General features: G+C 42.1%; 22 protein-coding genes. 6 read left to right on the plus strand and 16 right to left on the minus strand.

Features of this window, described 5'->3' with window-relative positions:
* Window positions 1-161 precede the first annotated feature (161 nt).
* Window positions 162-383, minus strand: a complete 222-nt coding sequence (locus tag B6A27_RS03470; protein ID WP_044741465.1) for a CsbA family protein — start codon at window positions 381-383, stop codon at window positions 162-164.
* Window positions 384-399: 16 nt separating this feature from the next.
* Complete coding sequence (locus tag B6A27_RS03475) at window positions 400-1,593, minus strand: PDZ domain-containing protein (RefSeq protein ID WP_080860200.1); 1,194 nt, start codon at window positions 1,591-1,593, stop codon at window positions 400-402.
* A 238-nt stretch (window positions 1,594-1,831) separates the two neighbouring features.
* Between B6A27_RS03475 and B6A27_RS03480 the strand changes: the two genes are divergently transcribed.
* The 4 genes from B6A27_RS03480 to B6A27_RS03495 all read left to right on the plus strand — a co-directional run bounded on the left by B6A27_RS03480 (window position 1,832) and on the right by B6A27_RS03495 (window position 5,918).
* Window positions 1,832-2,335, plus strand: coding sequence for a MerR family transcriptional regulator (locus tag B6A27_RS03480; RefSeq protein WP_080860202.1), 504 nt, complete (start codon window positions 1,832-1,834; stop codon window positions 2,333-2,335).
* Between the two features lie 494 nt (window positions 2,336-2,829).
* On the plus strand, window positions 2,830-4,518 hold the full coding sequence (locus tag B6A27_RS03485; protein ID WP_080860207.1) for a DUF6044 family protein: 1,689 nt from the start codon (window positions 2,830-2,832) through the stop codon (window positions 4,516-4,518).
* Between the two features lie 15 nt (window positions 4,519-4,533).
* Window positions 4,534-5,523 (plus strand): glycosyltransferase family 2 protein, encoded by a 990-nt coding sequence (locus B6A27_RS03490; protein WP_080860209.1) that lies wholly within the window; start codon window positions 4,534-4,536, stop codon window positions 5,521-5,523.
* Complete coding sequence (locus tag B6A27_RS03495; protein WP_080860212.1) at window positions 5,520-5,918, plus strand: GtrA family protein; 399 nt, start codon at window positions 5,520-5,522, stop codon at window positions 5,916-5,918. The genes B6A27_RS03490 and B6A27_RS03495 overlap by 4 nt, the downstream gene beginning before the upstream one ends.
* A gap of 37 nt (window positions 5,919-5,955) precedes the next feature.
* On the opposite strand, the gene B6A27_RS03500 is transcribed toward B6A27_RS03495, so the two are convergent.
* The 11 genes from B6A27_RS03500 to B6A27_RS03555 all read right to left on the minus strand — a co-directional run bounded on the left by B6A27_RS03500 (window position 5,956) and on the right by B6A27_RS03555 (window position 19,866).
* A complete protein-coding gene (locus B6A27_RS03500) occupies window positions 5,956-7,404 on the minus strand; it encodes a S41 family peptidase (RefSeq protein ID WP_066149639.1) in 1,449 nt (482 codons plus the stop codon).
* Between the two features lie 520 nt (window positions 7,405-7,924).
* Window positions 7,925-8,875 (minus strand): cation diffusion facilitator family transporter, encoded by a 951-nt coding sequence (locus B6A27_RS03510; RefSeq protein ID WP_066149634.1) that lies wholly within the window; start codon window positions 8,873-8,875, stop codon window positions 7,925-7,927.
* 17 nt (window positions 8,876-8,892) lie between these two features.
* Window positions 8,893-9,201 carry an ArsR/SmtB family transcription factor gene (locus B6A27_RS03515; protein WP_066149632.1) on the minus strand — a complete coding sequence of 103 codons (309 nt, stop codon included), beginning with the start codon at window positions 9,199-9,201 and terminating at the stop codon, window positions 8,893-8,895.
* 122 nt (window positions 9,202-9,323) lie between these two features.
* Window positions 9,324-10,046 (minus strand): ZIP family metal transporter, encoded by a 723-nt coding sequence (locus B6A27_RS03520; RefSeq protein ID WP_080860214.1) that lies wholly within the window; start codon window positions 10,044-10,046, stop codon window positions 9,324-9,326.
* Window positions 10,047-10,315: 269 nt separating this feature from the next.
* Window positions 10,316-11,650, minus strand: a complete 1,335-nt coding sequence (locus tag B6A27_RS03525) for a hemolysin family protein (protein ID WP_066149628.1) — start codon at window positions 11,648-11,650, stop codon at window positions 10,316-10,318.
* Between the two features lie 60 nt (window positions 11,651-11,710).
* On the minus strand, window positions 11,711-12,397 hold the full coding sequence (locus tag B6A27_RS03530; RefSeq protein ID WP_080860221.1) for a zinc metallopeptidase: 687 nt from the start codon (window positions 12,395-12,397) through the stop codon (window positions 11,711-11,713).
* A gap of 137 nt (window positions 12,398-12,534) precedes the next feature.
* Window positions 12,535-12,960 carry a MerR family transcriptional regulator gene (locus B6A27_RS03535; RefSeq protein WP_231734658.1) on the minus strand — a complete coding sequence of 142 codons (426 nt, stop codon included), beginning with the start codon at window positions 12,958-12,960 and terminating at the stop codon, window positions 12,535-12,537.
* A 531-nt stretch (window positions 12,961-13,491) separates the two neighbouring features.
* Window positions 13,492-15,021, minus strand: coding sequence for an alkyl hydroperoxide reductase subunit F (gene ahpF / locus B6A27_RS03540; protein WP_044746259.1), 1,530 nt, complete (start codon window positions 15,019-15,021; stop codon window positions 13,492-13,494).
* A gap of 14 nt (window positions 15,022-15,035) precedes the next feature.
* Window positions 15,036-15,599, minus strand: coding sequence for an alkyl hydroperoxide reductase subunit C (ahpC, locus tag B6A27_RS03545; RefSeq protein WP_066149616.1), 564 nt, complete (start codon window positions 15,597-15,599; stop codon window positions 15,036-15,038).
* 1,431 nt (window positions 15,600-17,030) lie between these two features.
* Window positions 17,031-19,532, minus strand: coding sequence for a heavy metal translocating P-type ATPase (locus tag B6A27_RS03550; protein ID WP_080860223.1), 2,502 nt, complete (start codon window positions 19,530-19,532; stop codon window positions 17,031-17,033).
* Window positions 19,533-19,545: 13 nt separating this feature from the next.
* Window positions 19,546-19,866 (minus strand): ArsR/SmtB family transcription factor, encoded by a 321-nt coding sequence (locus tag B6A27_RS03555; protein ID WP_080860226.1) that lies wholly within the window; start codon window positions 19,864-19,866, stop codon window positions 19,546-19,548.
* Window positions 19,867-20,621: 755 nt separating this feature from the next.
* Here B6A27_RS03555 and B6A27_RS03565 point away from each other — a divergent pair.
* Window positions 20,622-21,167, plus strand: a complete 546-nt coding sequence (locus tag B6A27_RS03565) for a copper resistance CopC family protein (RefSeq protein WP_080860228.1) — start codon at window positions 20,622-20,624, stop codon at window positions 21,165-21,167.
* A complete protein-coding gene (locus tag B6A27_RS03570; protein WP_080860229.1) occupies window positions 21,164-22,252 on the plus strand; it encodes a copper resistance D family protein in 1,089 nt (362 codons plus the stop codon). The genes B6A27_RS03565 and B6A27_RS03570 overlap by 4 nt, the downstream gene beginning before the upstream one ends.
* Before the next feature lie 289 nt (window positions 22,253-22,541).
* Here the strand turns inward: B6A27_RS03570 and B6A27_RS03575 are convergent, their stop codons facing one another.
* The 3 genes from B6A27_RS03575 to ftsE are packed head-to-tail and all read right to left on the minus strand — an operon-like array spanning window position 22,542 to window position 25,432.
* A complete protein-coding gene (locus B6A27_RS03575) occupies window positions 22,542-23,834 on the minus strand; it encodes a murein hydrolase activator EnvC family protein (RefSeq protein ID WP_080860231.1) in 1,293 nt (430 codons plus the stop codon).
* Between the two features lie 28 nt (window positions 23,835-23,862).
* Window positions 23,863-24,756, minus strand: coding sequence for a permease-like cell division protein FtsX (gene ftsX / locus B6A27_RS03580; protein ID WP_080860232.1), 894 nt, complete (start codon window positions 24,754-24,756; stop codon window positions 23,863-23,865).
* A complete protein-coding gene (gene ftsE, locus B6A27_RS03585; protein WP_080860234.1) occupies window positions 24,746-25,432 on the minus strand; it encodes a cell division ATP-binding protein FtsE in 687 nt (228 codons plus the stop codon). The genes ftsX and ftsE overlap by 11 nt, the downstream gene beginning before the upstream one ends.
* Window positions 25,433-25,452 lie beyond the last annotated feature (20 nt).

The following is a 25,452-nucleotide window of genomic DNA, read 5'->3' on the forward strand; positions in this document are numbered from 1 at the left end:
CCACATGAATGCTTAAGATGCACAAAAAATACGAACTTATATTCGTTTCCAAAACTTTCGTAAGCCTTACAGAGCGAACAGCTATTTCCATCTCTTTGGCTGCAATAACAAAAGCCACCGCAAAAGAACGGTTCAATCGATCTTTTGCGGTGGCTTTCTTCTTATTTTTTAAATTTTTTTACCATTTTCTCTGCATATAAAAAGCCTGCCGTTGTCGACGCAATATCCGCTAACACTTCATGAAGCTCGTTTGTATATCCTTTGACATAAGAAGCTACTAACAGCGCCACTGTCAGCAGCGTCCCCACATAATGATTATAAGTGACGCGAGTAAAAAGCAGCACTAGCAAAAACGGCACGATTAATGCAACGAGAAACCACATAAGCAAAACCCCTTATCTATACAGCTTCCGATGTCCATTTTTCCCGCGTTTGCACAAACAACAATCCAAGCTCGTGATGCTCATTTTCATATAACGCTCCTTGGACAAAACGGACTTCCTCATTTTGATCCAACACCTCTAGCTTACAAAAAGCGCGGTTATGCTGCAATGCCTCATAAAATTCTTTTTCCGTTTTAACTGGTATGCCGTTCACTTTCACAATCACTTCGCCGATTTTCAGCCCGATTTTTTCAGCCTTCGATTCTGGTAAAATTCCTAAAATAACCAATCCCTGCTCTTGCTGTGAAAAATACGGGGGACGGGAACGGTCTTGCCGATGCTGCCAAAAAGCCAGACATTCTCTAGCAATCAACACCGCAGCTGCAACCGCGATTCCTAAGGAAGGAAACCAAGAAGACGCCAAAGCTCCCGCGCAGACAGCGGCCGCTAACCAGAGCACGCGACGGCCGGCCATTTGAATAGAGGCTCGTGGATGCATGCCTTGCATATGCTGCGAGAAGCCGAGCAAAAATGGCACCAGAGCGAATGAATATGAATGATCCACGCCCGAAAACAATGGCCACCATGAAAAAGGTGAAGAGAGCGGGCCATTGGAAATTGGCAGAAGCACAGGCACAAACCAAATCCTATCTACCCAATGTTCTCCAATCATAAGCCCCCTCTTGCTTTTAGCAAGCTGCGGAGAAGTAGCCACTGCTCCGTTTCGCAAAATGAGAAACCCCTCGGCAAATAACAGCAATGCAAGCAGCCATATAAAAACGGATATAGGCGCCTCGTGAAGGCTTTCCACATATTTTGAAACCAACGGCCAAGCGCCTCCGTATTTCATAAAACCAGCTGCAAGCAAAACCAATCCCCCAACCGTATAAGCAGGAGATAGTAACCGCATCTGTCCTGTCAAGCTCAGCAAAACCGTCACATAAAAAAGCAGCAGCAACACATCGTGGGGTACCGCCATTCCAGACACTACCGTCACGATGGAAAGAAACAAGCCAACGGCCCAACCGCTGCGCCAAAAAAAGACACTTTCCTGAAACCAGCCATATACGCGAATATGAAAATGCTTCCGCTCTTTATTCATTCGACGCCAGCCGACGAAAGCCGCAAGCAGCACGCCATAATACAAAAGGGGCTCGGTCAACAACCGCCCGACTCCTTTCAAAAGTTCCATCCCCCACATGCCAAGCATGGGCTTCACCTCCGATCATCATGAACGTATCTACTGATCTACTTTTCATTCTAGCAAATCGCTTCTACAAATCATACGATTGGCTGCATATTTTTTTATATGTTATTCGACAAATGGCGAATTTTTTCCTATTCCCACTTTCTTTGCCGAATGAGCACTAGTTTTGTCATCGTAAAAGGAATTTGGACATTCGATGGAAAAATGATATAGACAAGGAAAGAAAAGAGGAGGAAAAACCATGGAACTAAAAACGAGCAGTGTTGCCAAGCGGCTTGGAGTATCGCCTAAAACGATTCAGCGCTGGGTTAAAAAATACGAGATTCCATGCAAAAAAAACGAAGCAGGACATTACATATTCGATTCCGAAACACTTGCATTGCTTGAACAGATCAAATTTGAGCAAGGAGCGGCTCTTGAAGAGTGCGAAACAGAAGAAGAAAATGAAAAAAACATTCTGTGCCCAGAAGACTTTTTCTCCACTCATCTTCAACCACATCTAAACGAATTCACCTCACGTTTTCAACGCATTGAACGCCAGCTTGAGCAAAAAGCAGATGAAGTTGTATCCGTTCAACTGTTGCAGCACCGCCGCGAAATTGAAGAGCTGCATTCTTACATCCGTCAGCTTGAACAACGCATCTCCCTGCTGGAAGAAGCCAATGAGAAGCGCGAAGCGGACGATTCTTTGTCTAAAAAGCAAAAACGCCGCGGCGTAGGCCGAATTATCGGCTTATTTGTGTGAACCTTTCATCTCTAACACATGAACGTTCAATATCTAATAACATCACAATATGCTTCCATCTTATTTTCACGTGATATGTTCCCAAATTAAAATCCTAAGAATGTTGATAAAATGGCATTCTTGGGATTTTTTTATTCGTCAATCCAATGAAATGGCTACTTATCATTCCCCGCTTTTCTTGGTCACCTCTATGTATATGAAAATTACAATGAATGGAACTCTATTTTTCCTTCTCCTTATTTTTATCCATTTCTTATGTTTTTTTAATTCTATTTGTTTATAATGAATGCCGCTGCCAAGAAAATCAAAATGTAATGGGCAGATTCTATGTTTCGGCCATCGGCAAACCGGATCGCCATGACCGCTTTTTTTGGCATGATGCGTAACGAAACAGAAGTTCTTGCATCTTCCAGCCGTCATTGGCGGTATCAGGCGCGAGAAATATTGATATTCCATTACATGAATCATCAGCAAGAAAGGAGCAGAGATGGTCCATGCAAGAGCATTCGATTGTGGAGAAACGAGAACGGATCGCCATATGGATCGCCATTTTTCTTATCATTCTTTATCTTTCTCCGCTTTATATTTTAGGAGAAAATGCCCATATTCGCGTTCATGATAATTTAGATTCCAATATCGCTTGGTACAAGGTGCTTGTACGAAGCGGAGAACTATTTGGATCCATCAACGCGACGATTCCGCAAGTCATTAACGGACTGCCGCGCAATGCCTATGGCACTGAATTTAGCGGTATCGTTTGGCTTCACGCGTTGCTTCCGTCCATGGTAGCGTATGCCGTCAGCCAGACCATTACGCGCGGCTTCGCTTTTCTGGGGATGTATCTTTTATTAAAGCGGCATTTTCTTAGGGAAAAAGAAGCTTATCTTATTCGCGTCGGAGCAGCGCTCACCTTCGCTTTGACTCCTTTCTGGCCGTCGGGAATGCTTAGCACCCTCGGCATGCCGCTGGCACTTTGGGCTTTTCTGTCCATTCGAAACCGTCAAGCGTCATGGAAGGAATGGGCCACCCTTGCCCTTCTTCCGTTCTATGCAAGCTTTGTGCTCGGCTTTTTCTTTTTCTTAACGGCGATGGGGCTTCTTTGGCTTCGTGATGCGATTGGCAAAAAACAATGGAATATTCCGTTTCTCGGCAGTATCGTGTTCATGACAAGCCTATTCTTGGCCATCGAATACCGCCTTGTCTATTCGTTGCTTTTTAGCCATGAGCCGACTAGCCGAAACGAATTTGTGTCCTCAAAGCTTGGATTTTGGCATACGATCCATCTTGTATTTAAAAACTATTTTCTTGGTCATACCCATGTGATGACCGTGCATACTTTTATCATTCAGCCCATTCTGTTCCTTGCCTTTGCTTTCATCCTAAGAGCAAAGAAAGGGGAGCTCGAAAGACGTTTTTTGTTTTTATTCATTCTAAACTTTGTTTTATCCGTTTGGTACGCCTTTTGGTTTTATAAAGGCTGGCAGCCGCTCAAAGAACGATTTGCGTTGCTGAACACCTTTAATTTCGCTCGTTTCCATTTTTTGCGGCCTTTGGTCATTTATTTAGACTTTGCTTTAGCCTTGCAAATACTATGGCGCCGAAATAGAAGCTGGAAGCAGGTGGCTATGGCCGCCATCCTTTTGCAAACGCTGTTGTTAGGGGGATTCAATGAAGAAATTCGCTACCGTATCAGCGGCACACCGTCATTTAAAGAATTTTATGCAGAGCATTTATTTCATGAAATCAAAGAATACATCGGAAAACCGCCAAGCTCCTATCGTGTCGCCAGCATCGGCCTGCATCCGGCCATTGCGCAATATAACGGCTTTTATACATTGGATACGTACAATAATTTTTACCCATTGTCGTATAAACACTCTTTTCGCAAAATCATCGCGAAAGAGCTGGATAAGAGCCCAGAGCTGAAAGATTATTTCGATCACTGGGGCAATCGTGTCTACATTTTCTCAGCGGAGCTTGGAAAGCATTATGGCTTTCGCAAAACATCCCATAAGAAAATTTACCATTTAGAACTTCATACAGACGTATTTAAGAAAATGGGCGGACGCTATCTCTTTTCATCCGTTCCTATTATGAATGCCAAAGAAAATCATCTGCGTCTGCTTAAAGCATTTGAAGACTCCCAATCTGTTTGGAAAATCTATTTATACGAAGTGGAATAAAGGAGGAGAGACGGAATGGAAACGCCTGTTTTAACCATTGTGGTACCGTGCTATAACGAAGAAGAGGTATTTTTAGAAACAGCTAAACAGTTAACCGGTGTATTACAGCAGCTGCAAAAAGAGAAGCTGATTGCCTCTGAAAGCAAGCTATTGTTTGTCGACGATGGCAGCCGTGACCGGACATGGGAGCTTATCTTGGAGGAAAGCGAAAAAAATCCGCTGATCACCGGAATTAAGCTATCGCGCAATTTTGGACATCAACGCGCGCTGTTAGCTGGACTTCAAGCGGCCATGGAGTATTCGGACTGCGTTATTTCCATTGATGCTGATTTGCAAGACGATATCCAGGCCATTCGTGAATTTATTATAAAATATTGGGAAGGCTTTGATATTGTATACGGTGTGCGCCGTAGCCGCAGCACCGATACATGGTTCAAGCGGGCAACCGCACAAGGCTTTTACCGATTGATGCAAAAAATGGGCATCGCTCTGATCTATAATCATGCTGATTTCCGCTTAATGAGCCGGCGGGCGCTGCAAGAGCTCAGCCGTTATGACGAAGCCAATCTATTTCTGCGCGGTATCGTTCCGCTGCTGGGGTTCCGTTCGACTCAAGTGCTTTATGATCGAAAAGAACGCTTTGCTGGAGAATCGAAATATCCATTGAAAAAAATGCTGGCTTTCGCCTTGGATGGAGTGACTTCGTTTAGTGTCGTGCCGATTCGCTTCATTACATTTGTCGGCTTTCTTTCTTTTCTTCTTAGCAGCATCGCTGGTCTCTATGCTTTCATCGTCAAGCTGTTGGGATATGCCGAATCAGGATGGACATCCATTATGATCTCAATTTGGCTGATTGGAGGGCTTTTATTAATGAGCGTCGGTTTCATTGGAGAATACATTGGAAAAATCTATCAAGAAGTCAAAAGAAGACCGCGGTTTATCATTGAAGAAAATTTATATTCTCTGCGAATGAAAACAAACCAGAAAGAGCGGATCCATCTATGAATCATTCGTTCTTCCGCTTCTTGCTTGTCGGGTTGATTAATACCGCTGTCGGATTGTCTGTCATGTATGCGCTGCTTCATCTCGCTCATGTTTCCTATTGGGGGGCCACGTTGATCGGCAACACGATTGGCGCCATCGTCAGCTACTGCTTAAATCGTTTGTTTACATTTCGCAGTCATGCGCCCATCGGCAGCAGCGCTTTTCGTTTTGCACTTGTGATTATGGTATGCTACTTCTTTGCTTATCGGCTAGGCAAACAACTGGCTCACTGGACGATGGGCACGGTTTCCCTTCTGCCCGACCAGTATACCGATGATATGGCCATTTTATTCGGCACAGCGCTTTATACCATCTTCAATTACCTTGGACAAAAACGTCTCGTCTTCATCAAATGAAAAGGGAACGATTCGGCTTCGAACCGTTCCCTTTGTATTATTGGAATAACACTTTCATCGCTTCTTTTAACTGTTTGTCATTTTTATCATCACGGACCGCTTCCAGCACTTTCGTTTCAAGCAATTCAGCTGTTTGCTTGTCAATGCTTCCTGTAGCTGGAATTTTATTTTCTTGTTGGAATGACTTGACGGCCTCTACCGTTTCCTCGCTGAAATATCCATCCTCACGCCCCGGATCAAAACCGAGTCCTTTGAGCATTTGCTGGGCGTTTTTAATTTGCTCACTATTCATGTTGTATTGGAGGGCTTTATCAATATGAATCGGGCTGGCATGGAAGTATTCCGGCTGCTCCACAGTCACATCCGGCTTAACTCCTTTTTTATGAATCCAATTTCCATCAGGAGTCAACCATTTATAAAGCGTAAGTTTTAAGTTGCTGCCGTCGCCCATCGGGATGGCCTGCTGCACCGTGCCTTTTCCAAACGATGTTTCCCCCACCAGCTTATAACCGCCGGCTTCTTTCATGGCACCTGCTAAAATTTCCGACGCTGAGGCGCTACCTTTATCGATCAGCACAACAATCGGGTACGGCTTTTTCTCCGTCAAATTGGAGTAAAATTTTTGCTTGCGGCCATTGCGGTCCTCAATTTGAATATATGGTTTGCCCTTCGGAATAAACTGCTTTAAAATATCCTCTACGCTTTGCAAGTAGCCTCCCGGATTACCGCGCACATCGATGACCAATCCATCCATTTTTTCCGATTCTAATTTCTCTAATTTCTTTTTAAAATCTTGAGCTGTATTTTCTGAGAATGAAGTAATCTCTAAATATCCTACTTTTTTGCCATTATACGTCTTGAGCGAATCGTAGACCGTTTCAATTGGGATTTCATCGCGTACGACGTTGACTCGAATCATATCCTTCATCCCCGGGCGAAGAATGTCCAAATGAACCGTCGTTCCCTTTTTGCCGCGAATTTTTAAGACCGCTTCATATAAATCAAGTCCTTCCAGACTTTGCCCGTTCACCTTCACGATCTGATCGTTTGGCTTCAGCCCCGCTTTTTCGGCTGGAGAGTTTTTAAATGGAGCGACAATCGTCACTTTTCCGTCCACCATGCTTACTTCTGCGCCAATTCCTTCAAACGAGGAATCAAGGGACTCATTAAATTGCTCAGCCGTTTCTTCATCCATGTATACAGAATATGGATCTTTCAGTGTGCCGATCATCCCTTGAATCGCGCCTTCGATTAGTTTTTGGTCATCCACCTTTTGCACATAACGGCTTTTAATGAGCTCATAAGCTTGTTGGATTTTTTTGAGCTCTTCCTGCTCATTTTTCGCCGTTTCCTTTGTGGCTTGCTCCGATTGGACGGAAAGGCTGCTACTTTCATGACGATCCGTCAGCTGTATACCAGCATAGGTTCCCCCAGCTCCGACCAACATCGATAAAGCCATAAGCACTGCTGTCGTTTGCTTCTTCATCGTTTTCTCCTCCTCTATCCACACTACACCATGCAAGGAAAGGCACCACACAATCGTGCCGTGCGATGCCCTTTATCATCATTATATGAACAGCTTGTACAGCTTATGATCACATCTGCGCAATATTCAGTTTACACGTTTGCTGTTATTTTCTCAACTGATATGGCATTGGTTCCACTTGACGATATAAACGTGATGCGGCAACATTCCAAAGAGCAGGCGATTGGGGATTTCGCCGGATGGACGACCATCGAAAAAATGTCTGCTTTTGAATAGGCGATCATGTTTCATCTTCCATCTGTACTTAAAAAAGTGGAGAGAAGGCGGCCTTCATCAGAAAAGCCGCCTGATGATCCATAATTTTATGATCTGTCGTTTTTCAGTCACCCGCTGTCTAAACAACAAGCTTCCGCATAGATCCATAGATGGATGAGCGGTATCATCCGGATTTCTGTCGGCTTTCCAAGGATCATCTGCTCCATCAGAAATGGTGTCTATGCAGCGAAAGGAAAGTCGATCACTACACTCTCATTTCTCCGTGATCAATTTGCGAGGTTTCAATTTGGATGGTCGTATGGAGGATTTTAAATTTTTCTTCAATCAAATGAATCGCCGCCTGCAAAATCTTTTGGCTGTCCTGACAGTCTTCAATCAGCATATGGCAGCTTAAAGAGTCCAGCCCGGATGTAATCGTCCAAATATGGAGATCATGGACATTGACCACTCCCTCAATGCTTTCAAGCGCTTTTTTCACCTCGTGCTGGTCAATCGTAATTGGCGTGCCCTCCATCAGAATATGAACCGTATGCTTAATCACTTCCCATGCCCCTTTCAAGATGAGAAGCGCAACAAGCACAGAAATAATTGGATCAGCTATATACCAGCCAAAAGCCCACATGACCAATCCAGCCATGATCGCTCCTACAGATCCTAGCGCATCGCCCAACACGTGCAGGTAGGCGCTGCGCAAATTCACATTATGCTTCACATCCCCTTTCCGCATTAACGCCCAAGCACTTAATAAATTCGCTATCAAACCGATCAAAGCAATCAGCATCATAGAACCGCTGGAAACCGTCGGCGGATGATAAAAACGCCCAATGGCTTCCCAAATAATAAATCCAGCGATAATAAACAACGTAACGCCATTAAACAAAGCCGCTAAAATTTCAAACCGGTAAAAACCATACGTTTTATTGGGGGATGCAGGCCTGGCAGCAAACCAGATCGCAATAAGGCTAAGAAGCAGCGAACTGGCATCGCTCAGCATATGACCGGAATCGGACAAAAGGGCGAGACTGTTCGTCCATAATCCTCCTAAAAACTCGAGAATCATAATGCCAGCCGTAATGGAAAGAGCCACAATCAGCCCTTTTTTATTTCCTTCCCTTCCTAAATCATGATGGTGGTGTCCGTGATGATGGCCATGATGATGACCATGATGGTGATGATCATGATGATGGTGATGCATTGTTACACGCCTCCTCATTAATGGTGCTCTGAATGGTCGATCGCCTGTTTTAATAGCGAAATAACGTGTTCGTCATCGCAAGAATAAAATAACGTTTTTCCTTCGCGCCGGTATTTCACGAGCCGCAAGTTTCGGAGCAGGCTCAGCTGATGAGAGACGGCTGATTGAGATAATTCCAGCACTTCAGCCATATGATTAACAGAACATTCCTCTTGAGACAATAAGTAAAGGAGCTTCATTCGTGTCGGGTCTGCCAGCGCTTTAAAGATTAACGACACATGTTCTACCGTTTCATCTGCTAAAAAAGCATGATCTTTTTTATCCAATTTGTTAGAGCCTCCTTTTTACAACACATGAACATATGATCATATGTATTATATTCTGTCTTTATGATTTCGTCTATCCTTTTTTCATTCTTTTTCGTTTTCTCTTTTCCTTATTCAGCATCCTAAAGAAAAATTAAGAAACACCAAACGGATAAAAAACCAAGCGTAGAAAGCAGCAGACAATCGATCATCTTTGTTTCCTTTAAAGCGGTTCCCAACATTTCCTTTGCAGCCACTGTCAACATGACCCCCACGGCCATGGTTGTCATCCCGGCGGACAGCCAAGAAATATCCGCGCCATAACGGCTTCCAAGCAGCGCTCCAATCCCAACCGGAATCGACACAGCGATCGCTCCAAGAACCACTCCCATCATCCCCATTCCCGCCATCAGCAACGGGGTAAAAACCGCCAATCCTTCGGGAATATTATGAAAAATCACGGCCAGCCCCAGCTGCTCGACCAACGGGGAACGGGCATTGACTCCTAAGGCGATCCCTGTGGGAAAATTATGTATAGCAATGCTAAAAAGAAGATATACTCCCGAATGAATCCATGCATCATGGTTTTTCCTATTCGTCACGACAACCACTCGATGCCACATGCTTTCTAAGTGATGATAAAGCCCATAACCTGCGGCTAATCCAATCACAGTAAGCAGCCAACCTCCTGCCGCCATGCTTTCCGGCAAAATTTCCACTACCGCAAGTCCAAAAATCATACCGCTGGACAATGAAAAAATAATAGGCGTTCCTTTATGCCAGCCGCAAAACAACCAAGCAACCGCTCCTCCTATGAGCATTCCAAGTGCGGAAGCGGAAAATCCGAACCATCCCAATGAATCCATCCCCGATCTCTCCTTATTCCTTACCGCGAATCCTTTCTTTTTTCTCTTTACTACCATATGCGGCTGGACAAGAAAAAATCCGCCCATGTGAAGAAGCTTATCTTTCTTTGAATAAAGGCTGAGTCTGCCGCTTTTTCCGCTATGTGTCGCTTCACATCATGCTTTATATTCCTGTATGCGCCTCTTCCTCTTCATGTGCCTATCCCATGATCCAAAAATAAACGGCAGCTTGATCACCAGCTGCCGTGTCTTTTTCACTTGATTCATGGTCATTCAACCACTGTCTCCCGCTCTGTTCGTGCAGAAGATTTCACAAGTTTCTTGATTTCAATTAATCGGATATTGTGGCCCTCCATTTGTAAAACCTTAAACTCATGACCATCGAATGCCAACGTCTCCCCTTGCTGAATATCAAATTTCTCTGTTAACATCCAGCCGCCAATCGTATCCACATCCGTGTCATCTATATGTGTTCCAAGCAAATCATTGACATCTTCAATCAACACTTTTCCTTCCACAATCATCGTATGTTCATTCACTTTGCGAATTCTCGGGACTTCATCGGCATCAAATTCATCTTGGATCTCCCCTACAATTTCCTCCAGTATATCTTCAACGGTAACAAGGCCCGCTGTCCCGCCATATTCATCAATGAGAATGGCCATATGAACCCGTTCACGCTGCATTTTAACGAGCAAATCATGAATCGGAATCGACTCAATTACCTGGATGATCGGACGAATATAGTCATCGATCTTCTTTTCCGCGGCTTGAGGATTGTGAATGCAATCCGTTAAAATTTCTTTAATGTTCACCATGCCGACAATATGGTCCTTGTCGCCGTCCATCACGGGATAGCGTGTATACTTTTCTTGCTTCATAATTTCAAAATGATCGATGATGGAATCGTTTATATCAAAAGCAACAATCTCTGTGCGGGGCACCATGATTTCTTTGGCAATGCGATTGTCGAACTCAAAAATATTATTGACATACTTATATTCAGACGGATTAATCTCGCCGCTCTTATAGCTTTCTGATAAAATCAGCCGCAATTCCTCTTCAGAATGAGCTACCTCATGCTCAGCCACAGGCTTTAAGCCAAATAACCCTGTAACCATCCGCGCGGATCCGTTTAGCGCCCAAATAAACGGGTACATCACTTTGTAGAAAAAAATTAACGGTTTGGAGCATAGCAGCGTAATCGTCTCGGCTTTTTGGATCGCCAGCGTTTTAGGCGCTAACTCACCAACCACAACGTGCAAAAATGTAATGGTGGAGAAAGCGATGACAAAAGAAAGGATAGAAGCTACCGATTCGTTTATATGCATCTCTTCAAACAAAGGATGAAGCAAATGCATGACGGTGGGTTCGCCCAGCCAACCGAGACCTAACGCGGTAATGGTGATGCCAAGCTGGCAGGCCGACAAGTATTCATCCAAATTGCTGATAACGCGCTTTGCGGCGATCGCGCTCCTGTTTCCTTCCGCTACAAGCTGGTCAATACGTGTGCTGCGCACTTTGACAATCGCAAACTCCGAGGCGACAAAGAATGCCGTTAAAGCAATTAAAACGGCAACCATCAATAAATTCACTATTTCCAATTAAACTCTCCAGCTGAAGGCAGCTAGAGAACCCACCTCCTGTCCATTGAATCCATAAGCTTATTCCTCGTTATTTCCTTGAAAGAAAATCATGACAAACTTCGTTAACTCTAAAACAGAGATCAAAGCAGCCGCTACATAAGTAAGCGCTGCAGCGTTTAATACTTTTTTCACGCCCCGCTCTTCCTGATGAACAATCATTCCTTGCGCAAGAAGCAATTGTTTGGCGCGGGAGCTTGCATTAAACTCTACCGGCAGCGTGATTAGCTGGAATGCTACAGCCGCGGAGAAGAGGATGATCCCAAATCCAATAAGCGATGTTTGATGAAGCAAAAATCCAAGCAATAAAAGAAAAGGAGCGATCCCGGACGAAAAATTCACAAGCGGAAACATGCGATGACGCCAAACTAACGCACCGTATGATTGCTGATGCTGAATAGCATGCCCGACTTCATGAGCGGCCACCGATAAAGCCGCAATCGAATGCCCATAATAAACAGGCTCAGATAATCGAACCGTTTTGGATAACGGATCGTAATGATCTGTCAACGCGCCAGCCACAGGCTCAACGGGAACATGATATAAGCCTTGAGAATCCAAAATTCTTCTTGCTACTTCAGCTCCTGTCAGTGAAGAGCCCGCAGGCACTTTCGCCCATTGGTTGAAGGTTCCTTTTACTTTAAATTGTGCCCAAAGTGACAATCCAAATGCTAAAAAGATAAAAATGTCCATCGGATGAAATAACATCATTTTCCCTCCTACTGCCATATGGTGTTTACATCTATTCAACCGGCCTGCCATACCGCCTTCATAGGAAGTTTTGCTGCATGATGCTCTCGCTTTGACAAAGCTGGAGCCTCAGGGATACAACCCTTTTTTGTTGGTTAAATAAAAGGGTTCTCCCCAAGCAATATCGCTAATGCGTGCAACAACCCATATCCTTGCTGTGCTAACGGTTTGGTCATCAGCTTCATCTGCTGTTTATTGAGATGCTGAAGCAACGGTTTTAATTCCAACACTTCTTCTTGAATATGCTTCATCTGCTCCTGAAGATGCTCAATCTTATCGGCAATTTCCTCTACAGAAAACGATAAATTCTTCATCGTCTGTACGCGTTCTTTGATTTCTTCCAGCGTTAAATTTTGTTTCTTTAACACATGGATTAGCCGCAAATATTCGAGACTCTCTTCAGGATAATAACGATAATTCGATTCAGAACGAAGGGGTTCAAGCAAGCCAAGCTGTGTATAATAATCGATCGTCCGTTTCGATACACCTGCTAATTCCGCAAGTTCGCCAATTTTAAACAACTTCCCAATACATTCACCCCTTTCATTGATTTTCATTCTTTTAATTCATATTGTACCTATAAAAACCATACAGTCAAACGTTATGCTGTATAGTTTTTTTATATAAGCCAACATAATTCGGCAACTTTTCTCTTCCAATCATCTACCTTCAACGTTCATGGCACCGAACAAACCGCTTTCTCGCTCTGCAAGCAGTTTTCCATCATCATGGGGAGTGCACAGGATTCTTCCAATCATGGATCTTTCAGTTGTATTTACACATATAAGTTCACTTTATGAATATATACGAATGGATGGCGGGGAAGGATTCATCTATTTTTATGCATCAGGAAAGCCGATTTCATCCATCATGCATGGCGGGGAGCTAATCTAGAAAGTGCTTCTTGGAGATCGAGAGGAATAGACCTTTTGGTCGTCAAATTCTTAAAGGCGATTTACTTGATCCGCAGGCTTTGTTAAAATTAAAAAGAAAGCCGCTTTCCACTGCCATTCAGAAAGCGGCTTTCCAAGAGTTCACATATTATCATTTGATTAATTTCGAATGAGGTAATCAAATGCGCCCAAAGCGGCGGTCGCGCCTGATCCCATCGAAATAATGATCTGCTTATATGCGCTATCTGTGCAGTCGCCTGCCGCAAATACGCCAGGGATGTTCGTAGCCCCTCGCTTATCGACGATAATTTCGCCGAAGCGGTTGCGCTCAACAGTTCCCTCTAACCAATCGGTATTTGGCACAAGACCAATCTGCACGAATACGCCTTGTAGTTCAAGGTGATGCTCTTCGCCTGTTTCGCGGTCAATGTAAGAAATGCCGTTTACTCGGTCTGTACCGGTAATTTCCTTTGTTTGGACGTTCTTAAGAACGGTGACATTAGGCAAACTGTAGAGGCGCTCTTGAAGAACGGCATCAGCTTTTAATTCCGGCATAAATTCAAAGACGGTGACATGCTTGACAATACCGGCAAGATCAATCGCTGCCTCTACGCCGGAATTGCCGCCTCCAATAACGGCCACATGCTTTCCTTCAAACAACGGACCGTCGCAATGAGGGCAGTAGGCCACTCCTTTGTTTTTGAACTCAGCCTCACCTGGCACCCCAAGATTGCGCCAGCGAGCGCCTGTTGCCAGAACCACTGTCTTGCTTTTTAAAACCGCGCCATTTTCAAGCTCGATTTCAATAAGATCTTTCTTTTCTAAGCGCTTCACTCGCTGCGAATCCATGATATCGATATCATACTGTTTGACATGCTCCTCAAGACTCGCTGCAAGCTTAGGGCCTTCTGTATATTTGACACTGATAAAATTCTCAATGCCCAACGTATCCAATATTTGTCCCCCAAAGCGTTCAGCTACAATACCCGTGCGAATGCCTTTTCGCGCTGCATAAATCGCTGCCGTTGCACCAGCTGGACCGCCACCGACAACAAGCACATCAAATGGTTCTTTTTCAGCGAAAGCGGAGGCATCCAAAGTGCTTCCTATCTTTGAAAGAATTTCTTCAAGCGACATCCGTCCGCTGCCAAAAAGCTCTCCATTTAAGAATACAGTCGGAACGGCCATAATCCCCTTGCTTTCTGCCTCATCCTTAAACGCTGCACCGTCAATCATCGTATGCGAAATGCCAGGATTCAGGATGCTCATTAAATTCAAGGCTTGTACAACGTCAGGGCAGTTATGGCATGTCAAGCTCACATAAGATTCAAAATGATAGGTGCCTTTTATGTTTTTAATTCGTTCAATTACTTTCTGATCGACTTTTGGAGGTCTTCCACTTGTCTGGAGTAGAGCCAACACCAATGAAGTAAACTCATGGCCCAATGGAACGCCGGCAAATGTGATCCCTGTGTCTTCGCCGATGCGATTCACACTAAAGCTTGGCGTTCTCTCTAGCTGTGTGTTCTCTACTTTGATTTTAGGAGACATGGTGGCCAATTCATCCACAAGAGCCAGCATATCGCGGGATACGCTATCGGATCCCGCGCTGACTTTAAGAAGTACGTCTCCTTCCATCAATTGCAGATATTGGGCCAGCTGTGCTTTTATTTCTGCATCCAATATCATGTTGATATCCCCTCTTAAATTTTACCTACAAGATCAAGGCTTGGTTTCAGTGTTTCTGATCCTTCTTGCCATTTAGCTGGACAAACTTCACCAGGATTATTGCGAACATATTGCGCAGCTTTAATTTTGTTAATCAATGTGCTTGCATCACGGCCGATACCGTCAGCATTAATCTCAACCGCTTGGATCACACCGTCTGGATCAATAATAAACGTACCGCGTTGAGCAAGACCTGCTTCTTCATCTAATACATCAAACATGCGAGATAGTTTTTGTGAAGGGTCGCCAATCATAATGTATTCGATTTTGTTAATGGTTTCAGATGTATCATGCCATGCTTTATGTGTGAAATGTGTATCTGTTGAAACAGAATATACTTCAACACCAAGCTCTTTTAAAGTTGCATAGTTATTTTGTAAGTCTTCAAGCTCTGTAGGGCATACGAATGTAAAGTCAGCTGGATAGAAGCAAACAACGCTCCATTTTCCTTTAAAGTTTTGCTCTGTCACATCGATAAACTCTCCATTATGGAACGCTTTTGCTTGGAATGATTGTACCTCTTTGCCGATTAAAGACATCTTCATCTACCTCCTAAAAATAGTGCTGGAATAATTCACAGATTGTTACACAAGCCACTTGTGCAAATTATAATAATTATAATTCGATATTTATTATCATATAGTAGTATCTATTTGTCAATAGATATGATTCAAATTTATTTTGATTTTATCCCTCAGACAATCGAAAGCGGCCATTCTCCTCCATGCTGCGCTCCGCCGCTAATCATCCTTTCTCATTTAGCGACCATTTGATCGATAATGAATGAGAATAAGCAACCGTTTCCTCTGAATGAGTCACGATCCACATTGACGAAAAGACGCGCTTTTCAAACATTTCTGCGTATGGCTACTGATTTTAATAGGTTTGTAAGGAGAAGCCAAGCGTGTTTTGATCCATTGATAACAATCGCTAGATCTTTTCCCACACAAGTATATGTGACACTCCTTGCTTGAGGAGCTGGCTCACTTAACGATCACCGTATATGCCCAATCAAAAGCATACACTTTTATTTTGCCCCGATCATGATAAGAACATACAAGCAAAGAACGTTCAGCGGAGAAGGATTCGATCATCAAAGTGTTTTTTCAAATCAAGCGGAAAGACAAAGCTGCTAAGCCAATGTGACATCATGCAGAGATGGAAGCATCGGAAGATCATCGGCACCTGATCAGAGATCTGCCGTTTCATGCTGTGCGGTCTACTGAAAAACGGAATCCGGTTATAGCAAGAGACAAAACCGCCCCTATAAAAAACCAAAATATCCCATATAAAAACCATGTCCGTCTTTATTTTACTCTTTTCCCTTTCTGAAGTAAACTCACCTGCCTAATCCTAAAGAATCATTCCATTATCAACCAGGCAAAACCCCATATTTCGCATCTTAAGTTCCCTCCCTATGACGTGGTGCTAGTATCTCCCTGGCAAATGAAGAAGTAGGAGACTTCTTGATAGGTATGTTAAAACAGTCTCAAATGATATTCAATGATCCTGTTTCATAAGTAAAAAAGGACTGATTCAATTGAACCATTCATACAGAAACCTTGCCATGCCATCCTTCCTTCATAAAAAATGCACAACTTGCTGAAAGGGCTATCCAGACAAGTTGTGCATGTTGATGCTGCTTTTTTTAATTTTAGATTTGTGTAGATACAAAAAGGTTTAAAAAAGTGTTTTTATTTGTAGTGACGAAAAAGTCTTAAAAACCATGTCCTACATTCAAATCAAACAATGTATATTTATACAGCAAAAGTATACTTCCCACATATAACCCACTCGTTGGTTTATTTAATGATGTCGATTTCCTCTTGGAAAATAATACTCGATAAATAACTATCCCCTTATAATAGACATTACACCCTTTTCTTGTTGCTGTCTACTTTTAACGTTTCCTTCATCACCTGTAGCTTTTAAGCTCCTTTATCATGCTGTCTTCCTATCGAAAAACAAACTCAATCCTTTACGCTCAATAGCCTCATACTGTTTAAGATGACTAATAAAGCAGCTCCCGTATCGCTTAAAACTGCAATCCATAAAGTAAGCCAACCTGGAAAAATTAGAATCAAAGCAGCAAACTTGATAATCAGCGAAAACCATATGTTTTGTTTGATAATTTTTAAAGCTTTTCGGCTTAGCTTAATGGTATAAGGCAGTTTTTCCAAGTTATCTGCCATAAGAACAATATCAGCTGTTTCCATCGCTGTATCTGTTCCTGCCCCTCCCATTGCTATGCCCAAATTTGCTGTCGCAAGAGCAGGAGCATCATTAATGCCGTCCCCGACCATTGCGACCCGTTTACCCTCGTCTTGTAACTGTTTAATGGCTTTTACCTTGTCTTCTGGCAATAGTTCGGCAAAATAACGATTGACACCCGTTTGAGAAGCCACTTTTTCGGCAGTTCCTTTGTTATCACCCGTGAGCATTACTGTTTGCTCTACACCCACATTTTTAAGTCCCTGCAACGCTTTTACCGTTATCTCACGGAGCGTGTCAGCAACAGCGATAATGCCGAGTATCTGCTCTTTTGTCCCAACAAGGACAAGCGTATTTCCTTCGTTTTGAAGGGCTTTAATTTGGGGCTCATACTCATCAATAGGAGTATTCAGTTCTTGGAACAGTTTCAAGTTTCCTGCAAAATATTCCATACCTTCAATCATGGTTTGAACACCCTTACCGACAATGCTCTTAAATAATTCCCCATTTCGAGAAGGAATTTCTTTTTCTTTTGCATAATTAACCACAGCCAATGCAATTGGGTGAGTGGAATATTCCTCTAAAGCATGGGCAATCGATAACAAATCTGTTTCAGTCGTATTGATCGGTATTACTCGTGATACCTTTGGCTTGCCTTCGGTTAAAGTGCCCGTCTTATCGAACGCAATCACATTAATAGATCCAGCTGTCTCTAAGAAAGCTCCTCCTTTAATCAGAACGCCGTTCTTGGCGGCATTTCCGATTGCTGAAACAATGGCTACAGGTGTAGAGATAACTAATGCACAAGGACAAGCGACAACTAATAGTTCTAAACCTCTATAAAACCAATCTCCCCAAGTTCCAAAGTCAAGTAGAGGAGGAAAAATCATTACCGCTAATGCTAGTGCAAAGACAATAGGCGTATAAATTTGTGCAAATTTATCAACAAAAGCTTGTGTTGGTGCTTTCTTTTCTTGTGCTTCTTCCACTAAATGAATGATTTTCGAAATGGTCGTATCTTCAACAAGCTTCGTAACTTTGATTTCTAAGGAGCCGTGTTCATTAATGGTTCCTGCATAAACCGTATCGCCAATTTGCTTATCAACTGGTATGGACTCACCGGTAATGGGGGCTTGGTTAACGCTTGATTCACCTTGAACAACTTCACCATCTAATGGAATTTTGTCACCTGGTTTAACAACAATGATATCTCCAATAGCTACTCTTTCTACAGATTTTCTAACTAAGTCCTGCCCTTGTTTCACCCACGCTTCGGGTGGCGTTAAATCAAGCAAACTGCGGATGGAATTTCTAGTCTTTTCAATGGATTTCGTTTGCAAAGTATTACCTAACATGAATAACCACACGACAGTAGCTCCTTCAATCCATTCACCGATTATAGCAGCTCCAATCACCGCAGCGGCCATCAATACGTTCATATCTAAGGAACGGCTTTTAATGGCATAATAAGCACTTTTAGCTGGCTTATATCCACCAATCAATATGGATAAAGCATATAGAACATTCACAACAAAAGGAGACATATCAGTTAGAGAACCAAGAAAACCAAATAATAAAAAGAACCCTGATAATAAAAGGAGATTGTTACTTGATTGTGTTGTTGGCATATCGGTTTTGGCTCGTCTATTTGAAACGAGAGAGGCTTTATAACCCGTTTTCTCAACTTCTTTAATGATCTCTTCAACAGAATTGTCGTGTTCAATTTGCATTTTTCCCGTAGAAAAATTAATACTAACACTTCTGACAGAAGGATGCTGTTTTAAATGATTTTCGATCGTTAACGCACAAGAACTACAATCCATTCCTTCAATAGTATAAGTTCGTACATTCCCTTTTTGCTCAATTGACTCCAATGTATACCCTATTTTTTTCATCTCCATCGGCAATTTTTCCAGCACCGACGGATTTTCAGCTATAACCTGCATTTTACCTGTGCTGTAATTGACATCGACGTTCTTAATGTTTTCCAATTGTCCAATACTTTTCTCAATAGTCAAAGCGCAAGCAGGACAGCCCATTCCATGAATTCGGAACTCCCATTTGCAATCTGAGGCTTTAGATAAATCAGACTTGTCACTTTTGAACTTAGACTCCATAGAACAACAATCGCCTTGGCAGGACGCTGTGGATTCTTTAGCAGAATTTATTTGAATAAAATTCAATTCTGTTTTCCGTGGTTCTTGAGATTCTTTGCAGTTATCACCATTACAACAAATATTTTTTTGCCCCTTGTCAGGCATTATCATCACCTTCTTAATATAAATGGCTATCACATTGGGCAACTTCTGTTTGCACTTGATTTAAAACTTCGTCAAACAACTCCAGCATTTCTTTAATCTCTTCGTTCCGCAAAGAATAATAAACAAATTTTCCTTCTTGTCTCCCTACAATAATTCCGCAGCCTTTTAAACAAGCTAAGTGTTGTGAAATATTCGATTGATTGCCTTGAAGCTCTTCCACAATTTGAGATACTGTTTTTTCTCCATTTTTAATGCATTCCAGTATTTGGAGTCTAGTTTTATCCGAAAAACCACGAATAAATTTAGCTTTTACGTCCAAATAATTTTGTTCCATTTATTTCATCTCCAATTTATATTAGTATTCAATAATATGATTATTTGCATTTATATTAGCATGTTCTAATACGTTGGTCAAACAGGAAAAATAAAAGACTCTCCTTCCATTTTCGGAAAATAGAGGTTTGTTTATGATAAAAGCATTGAAATATTAACTGGTTTGACACAACCGTTCTTTGTACTTTTCATCCATAAATTCCTTTATAGGCTTGCTTTCTTATTTCAATTTGATGAATTCAACTGCGATTTTGTAAGCAAACTCTCTCGCAAGCCCCTGTTCATCCTAGACAACAGAACTATTTTCATTGATTTTTTTGACAAAGCAATCTCATATTCATTTTATATTCTGTACGCTCGCCTCCACCACAATAACATGAATCTATTGTAACAGCATAGATTTGTCAGCAGTTTGATATACCAAGTGGAACTCCTCCACTTTTGCTCTTTTAAAAATGTCGGCAAAGCATCAGCAGAAACCATTTTTTCCAAATCTCCATAGACTCCACTTGATATGATTGCTCTTTATTGGAACCGCAAATAGAAAGGACCAAAATGAGAATAAGCAAAACAATAATGCCCTCATTTTTCCTTCTTGTCATCTCTTATAGCATTAGATATGACAAATTATCATGGGAGATAAAGATATTTTATACAAATCATCAATTGTTCAAAATATTGTTGGTTATAAACTTACAATTCACATATTAGTCAGTTATAATATGACTTGATAAGTTAAAGAGAGGATGGAATAAAATGTTAAAAAAGTTTATTTTATTTGCTTGTTTATTGGTGTTGTTGCCAGCAACAGTATTAGCTCATACAGGGCTTGAAAGTTCAACGCCAAACGATAAAGAAACTATAACAAAACCTTTAACAGAAATTGTTTTAAGATTTAATACGCCAATTGAAAATCTTAGTACATTTACCCTTTTGGATAAGACAGGCCAAAAAGTAAAGGTTGATCATATGGCGGTTACAGACAAAGAATTAAAAGGAACTTTTAAGGATCCTTTGCCGAATGGAGATTATGCCGTTAACTGGAAGATTGTTGGAGAAGATGGTCATATCATTGAACGCAGCTTCACATTTACAGTAAATATGCCTGAAGAAAAGAAATCTATATCAACTGAAACACCCGAGAAAAAACCAGCACCAAAAGATAATCAACCAGAAATGAAATCAAACCAGCCTGAATCTGCTAACAACGATAAAAATAATTTTATGATGTACTTGTTCATAGGGGCTTCGCTTGTTGTTCTGATGATTCTGATTACATTGTTACTGAGGAGAGGAAAATGATTTATTTATCTGAGCTTTTACTATATATTTGCTTTTGTATTGTAGTTGGAAGTCAACTACTAACGTTTATCCCGAATGATAAACGTCCAACAATTACTGTTCCTGCTTGGTTAATCAATCTTTGTATTATTGGAATAGCTTTACTATCCTTTTCTCCCTTATTAAAGGTTACACTTATCTTTTCAAAAGATTATAATGTGGGCTTTTGGACCATTTTTAAAGGCATATTAATGGACTTCAATATTGGGCATGCTTGGTTAATTACTGTGCTTTTGTGTCTCATTTTATTACTTGTGCACGTTTTAAAGAAAATAACAAATGACCCCATCCTTGAATACATAGGGACAGTTTTGATTTTTGCCCTAATATTGGCTTTTGGCTGGGCAAGCCATTGTACATCCAGCTATGAATTAAAAGGATTCATCCCTCATGCAACCCACTTTTTATCTGTAACCGTTTGGATTGGAATATTGCTTGTTGTTGGATGGTTTTCAAAAAACAGCGACAATTGGCTGAAATTCTTAAAATGGTTTAGTCCAGTTGCTCTGATATGTGTAATTACATCTATCATCGCTGGCTATTTCTTAATGAATTTGTTAGTACCTAGTTATGTAAACTCATGGATCGTTTCGTATGGACAAACTTTGCTTATTAAACATTTGCTTATTATTCCATTACTGACTTTTGCATTAATTAATGGTGTATTTGTAAAAAGAAGATTAAAAACCACTCCAAGCTTTAATCCGATTCCATGGATCAGAGCAGAAAGTGTTATGGCTTTGTTTGTTTTTACATCTATGGCAGTGATGGGACAACAAAGTACTCCTGAAAATATTGCAGCCATTATAAAGTTTGAAAAACCGTCCTGGTTGTTTGAGGCTTTTTATGATGGACAAATTAAACAAAATATATCCATTCATTTTGAAATCAGCGCTGTGAGCATCGCGTTAGCGATCATTTCTATATTGTTCTTAATAGGATTGATAGTTTTGTTCAGAAAAAAAGGCAATGTTGTTTTGTCTGTTGTTTGTGGAGCCCTATTTGTAATATGTGCGTATATATCATTAATGATTGGGGTTGTCTAGCTGTAAAAAGGGATTCTTTGTTAATAATGAAGAATCCCTTTTTACAGCTTATACTCCTGTTTCAGCAATTTTTTAATATGTATACCGATTTCATCGAGGGCACATTGGAAACAGCCCATCTTTCTTCCGGACAGGTTCCCTCTTTTTGATATACTGATAAATTCATTCAAATGTCCAATCATACAGAAACCTTGCCATGTCATCCTCCCTTCATAAAAAATGCACAACTTGCTGAAAGGGCTATCCAGACAAGTTGTGCATGCTGATGCTGCTTTTTTAAATTTTAGATTTAGAAATTAATATAATTTAACGGGTTCACAGCATTGGATTTCGCTGCATTCCACGGACCGCGGTGCAATTCGAAATGAAGATGCGCTCCTTCTGACCAGCCTGTGTTCCCCATATACCCGATGATTTGGCCCTTTTTGACCGTTTGTCCTTCATGAGCCAAACGGGATTCTAAGTGAGCGTATACGGTCGTATACACTTGTCCATTAATGACATGTGTAATAAATATAACGTTTCCGTAGCTTTGTGAATAATAGGAACGAAATACATATCCGTCTGCTGCTGCCACAACAGGCACTTCAGCCGCGCGCTTGCCAATATCGATACCAGCATGGAACTCGCTGCCGCGCATTCCAAAGCCGGACGTAACTGGGCCATTGGCCGGTCTCATAAACGCTCCGCTTGTCACAGCTGGCACCCCTGCGCTTCCTCCGCCCGAAACATAGGACGGACCTGAAGAACTAGATGTTTTTGACGCCGTTGATTTTGCTTTTGCGGCTTGTTGCTGCTGTTGGATCAACAACTGCTGAAGCTGTGCTTTCATCGCTGCTTCTTGCTTTTTCAGCACCTCTTGTTCTTCCGCTAGCGCCAATTTTTTCTCATGAACATCTTGCTCTTGCTTCTCAAGCTGTGCCATCAATTGGTCTTTCTCCTTAATTTGTTGGCTCAGCTGTTGTTTGAGCTGCTGAAGTTTCTGCAAATCACTTTGCAGCGACGCAAGCTTAGTCGTCAACTCATTTTCTTTGTCTTCCTTCAGCTTTTTATCCGCTTCCTGCTCTGCGATAATTTGTTTGTCCGCTTCAAAGATGGTTGTTACCGCGCTAATGCGATCGATAAAATCGCCAAAGCTTTGCGCCCCTAGCAGCACATCAAGATAGCTGACCAATCCGCCGCTTTGCTGTAAAGAACGGACGCGTTCCTTTAACAGCTCATTCCGCTTTTCGATACGCTCCTTCACCTCTGTAATTTCCCGCTGCAAAACTTGAATATCTTGTTTCGTATCTTCAATCGTGGCAGATAGATCGCGAATTTTTCCGCTTGTTTCTGATACGGCCATATCAAGCTTTTTGATTTCTGCCGCCAGTTTCTCCTGCTGGGATTGTAAGCGAGTAATATCCTGATCGGCTTGGCTCATCTGGTTTTGAATCGACGATTGCTTGGATTGAATGTTGTTCAGCGCATTTCGCTTTTGTTGAATCTCCTGATTGGTTACCGCACCGACTAAGTACGGAGAAAAACTAGATGCGCCAATGACGGCCGCTGCTGCTAATGAAAGCACCTTTTGCTTCACGATTTCGTTCCCCTTTCTCCTCTATGATCTACTAAGCTTTTAAAAATCTGCGCACAGACATCATGCTTCCCCACACGCCAATACATCCGCCCAGCACGAGCAAAACGATACTAATCTTCCACATAAATGGATGGAACGGAAGGAGCTGCAAAAACGGAACTGTTAATTTCGGATTGGCAAACTCATAAATGTTATAGTAAACAAGCGAAATCAACACGATCGGGATAATCGCTCCCATTACACCGAGCCATAGCCCTTCAAGGAAAAATGGCCAGCGAATAAATCCGTTCGTGGCTCCTACTAATCTCATAATCTCAATTTCACGGCGTCGCGCAAAAATGGTAATTTTAATCGTATTGGAGATTAAAAACATCGCCGTAAAGAGCAAACCGATAATTAAGCCTAGGCCAATATTTCTTGCAATGCCAAGAGTTTTAAACAATTTTTCCACTTGACCTTGCCCGTACTTCACTTTATGTACAGACTTAAACGTTTCAATTTTCTTTGCTGCTTTCACCGTATCTTCCGGTTGTTTCGCCTTCACGACATAAACATCGCTCAGCGGGTTATCTTGTTCAAACAAACGGAACGACGAGCCCTCCTCACCAAAGCTCTTAATGAGATTTTTCAACTCCTGCTCTTTGGAGGAATACTCTACCTCTTTTACCTCTGGGACCGCCTCAATTTGCGCTTTTAACGCCTGCTTCTCTTGCTCTGTCGCCGTCAAATCGATATAGACGCGAATCTCGACATCATTTTCAATTTTGCTGGCAAAATGGTTCATGTTAAACATGATGACAAGAAACACGCCAACAAGCAAAAGCGTAACCGTGACGGCACTAATGGAGGCAAACGTCATCCAGCCGTTGCGCCCGATGCTTTTAAAGCTTTCCCGCATGTGACGCCGAAGGGTACTAAACCTCATAGCCATACTCTCCCCTCGCCTCATCGCGGACAATTTTTCCACTTTCAATCGCAATGACACGCTTTTTAATCGTGTTGACAATTTCACGGTTATGCGTAGCCATCACAATCGTCGTGCCACGATCATTAATCGTCTCGAAAACCTCCATAATTCCCCAAGAATTGTCAGGGTCCAAATTTCCTGTCGGCTCGTCCGCAATCACAATCTTTGGCGAATTGACAATCGAACGCGCAATGGACACGCGCTGCTGCTCGCCGCCAGAAAGCTCATCGGGATAAAACCGAGCTTTATGCTTTAAGCCGACCAAATCCAACACTTCCATTACTTTCTTTTTAATCAGTCTCGGCGATTCTTCAATTACTTCCAAAGCAAACGCTACATTCTCATATACCGTTAGCTTAGGGAGCAATTTAAAGTCTTGGAATACCACACCAATATTCCGCCGCAAAATCGGCACTTTGTTGTCCTTCAAATGGGCAAGATTGACACCGTTAATCATAATCGAACCGCTTGTCGGCTTTTCTTCGCGGTACATCATTTTAATAAATGTCGACTTTCCAGCACCGCTCGGACCAACGACATAAACAAACTCCCCCTGCTTAATGCGTACATTAATTCCATTTAGCGCAATGACGCCGTTTGGATAGGTCTTATATACATCTTTCATTTCAATCATTTCCATCACCTTATTTTTAT

Origin of the sequence: Anoxybacillus sp. UARK-01 (assembly GCF_002075365.1) — a bacterium.
Lineage (GTDB): Bacteria > Bacillota > Bacilli > Bacillales > Anoxybacillaceae > Anoxybacteroides > Anoxybacteroides rupiense.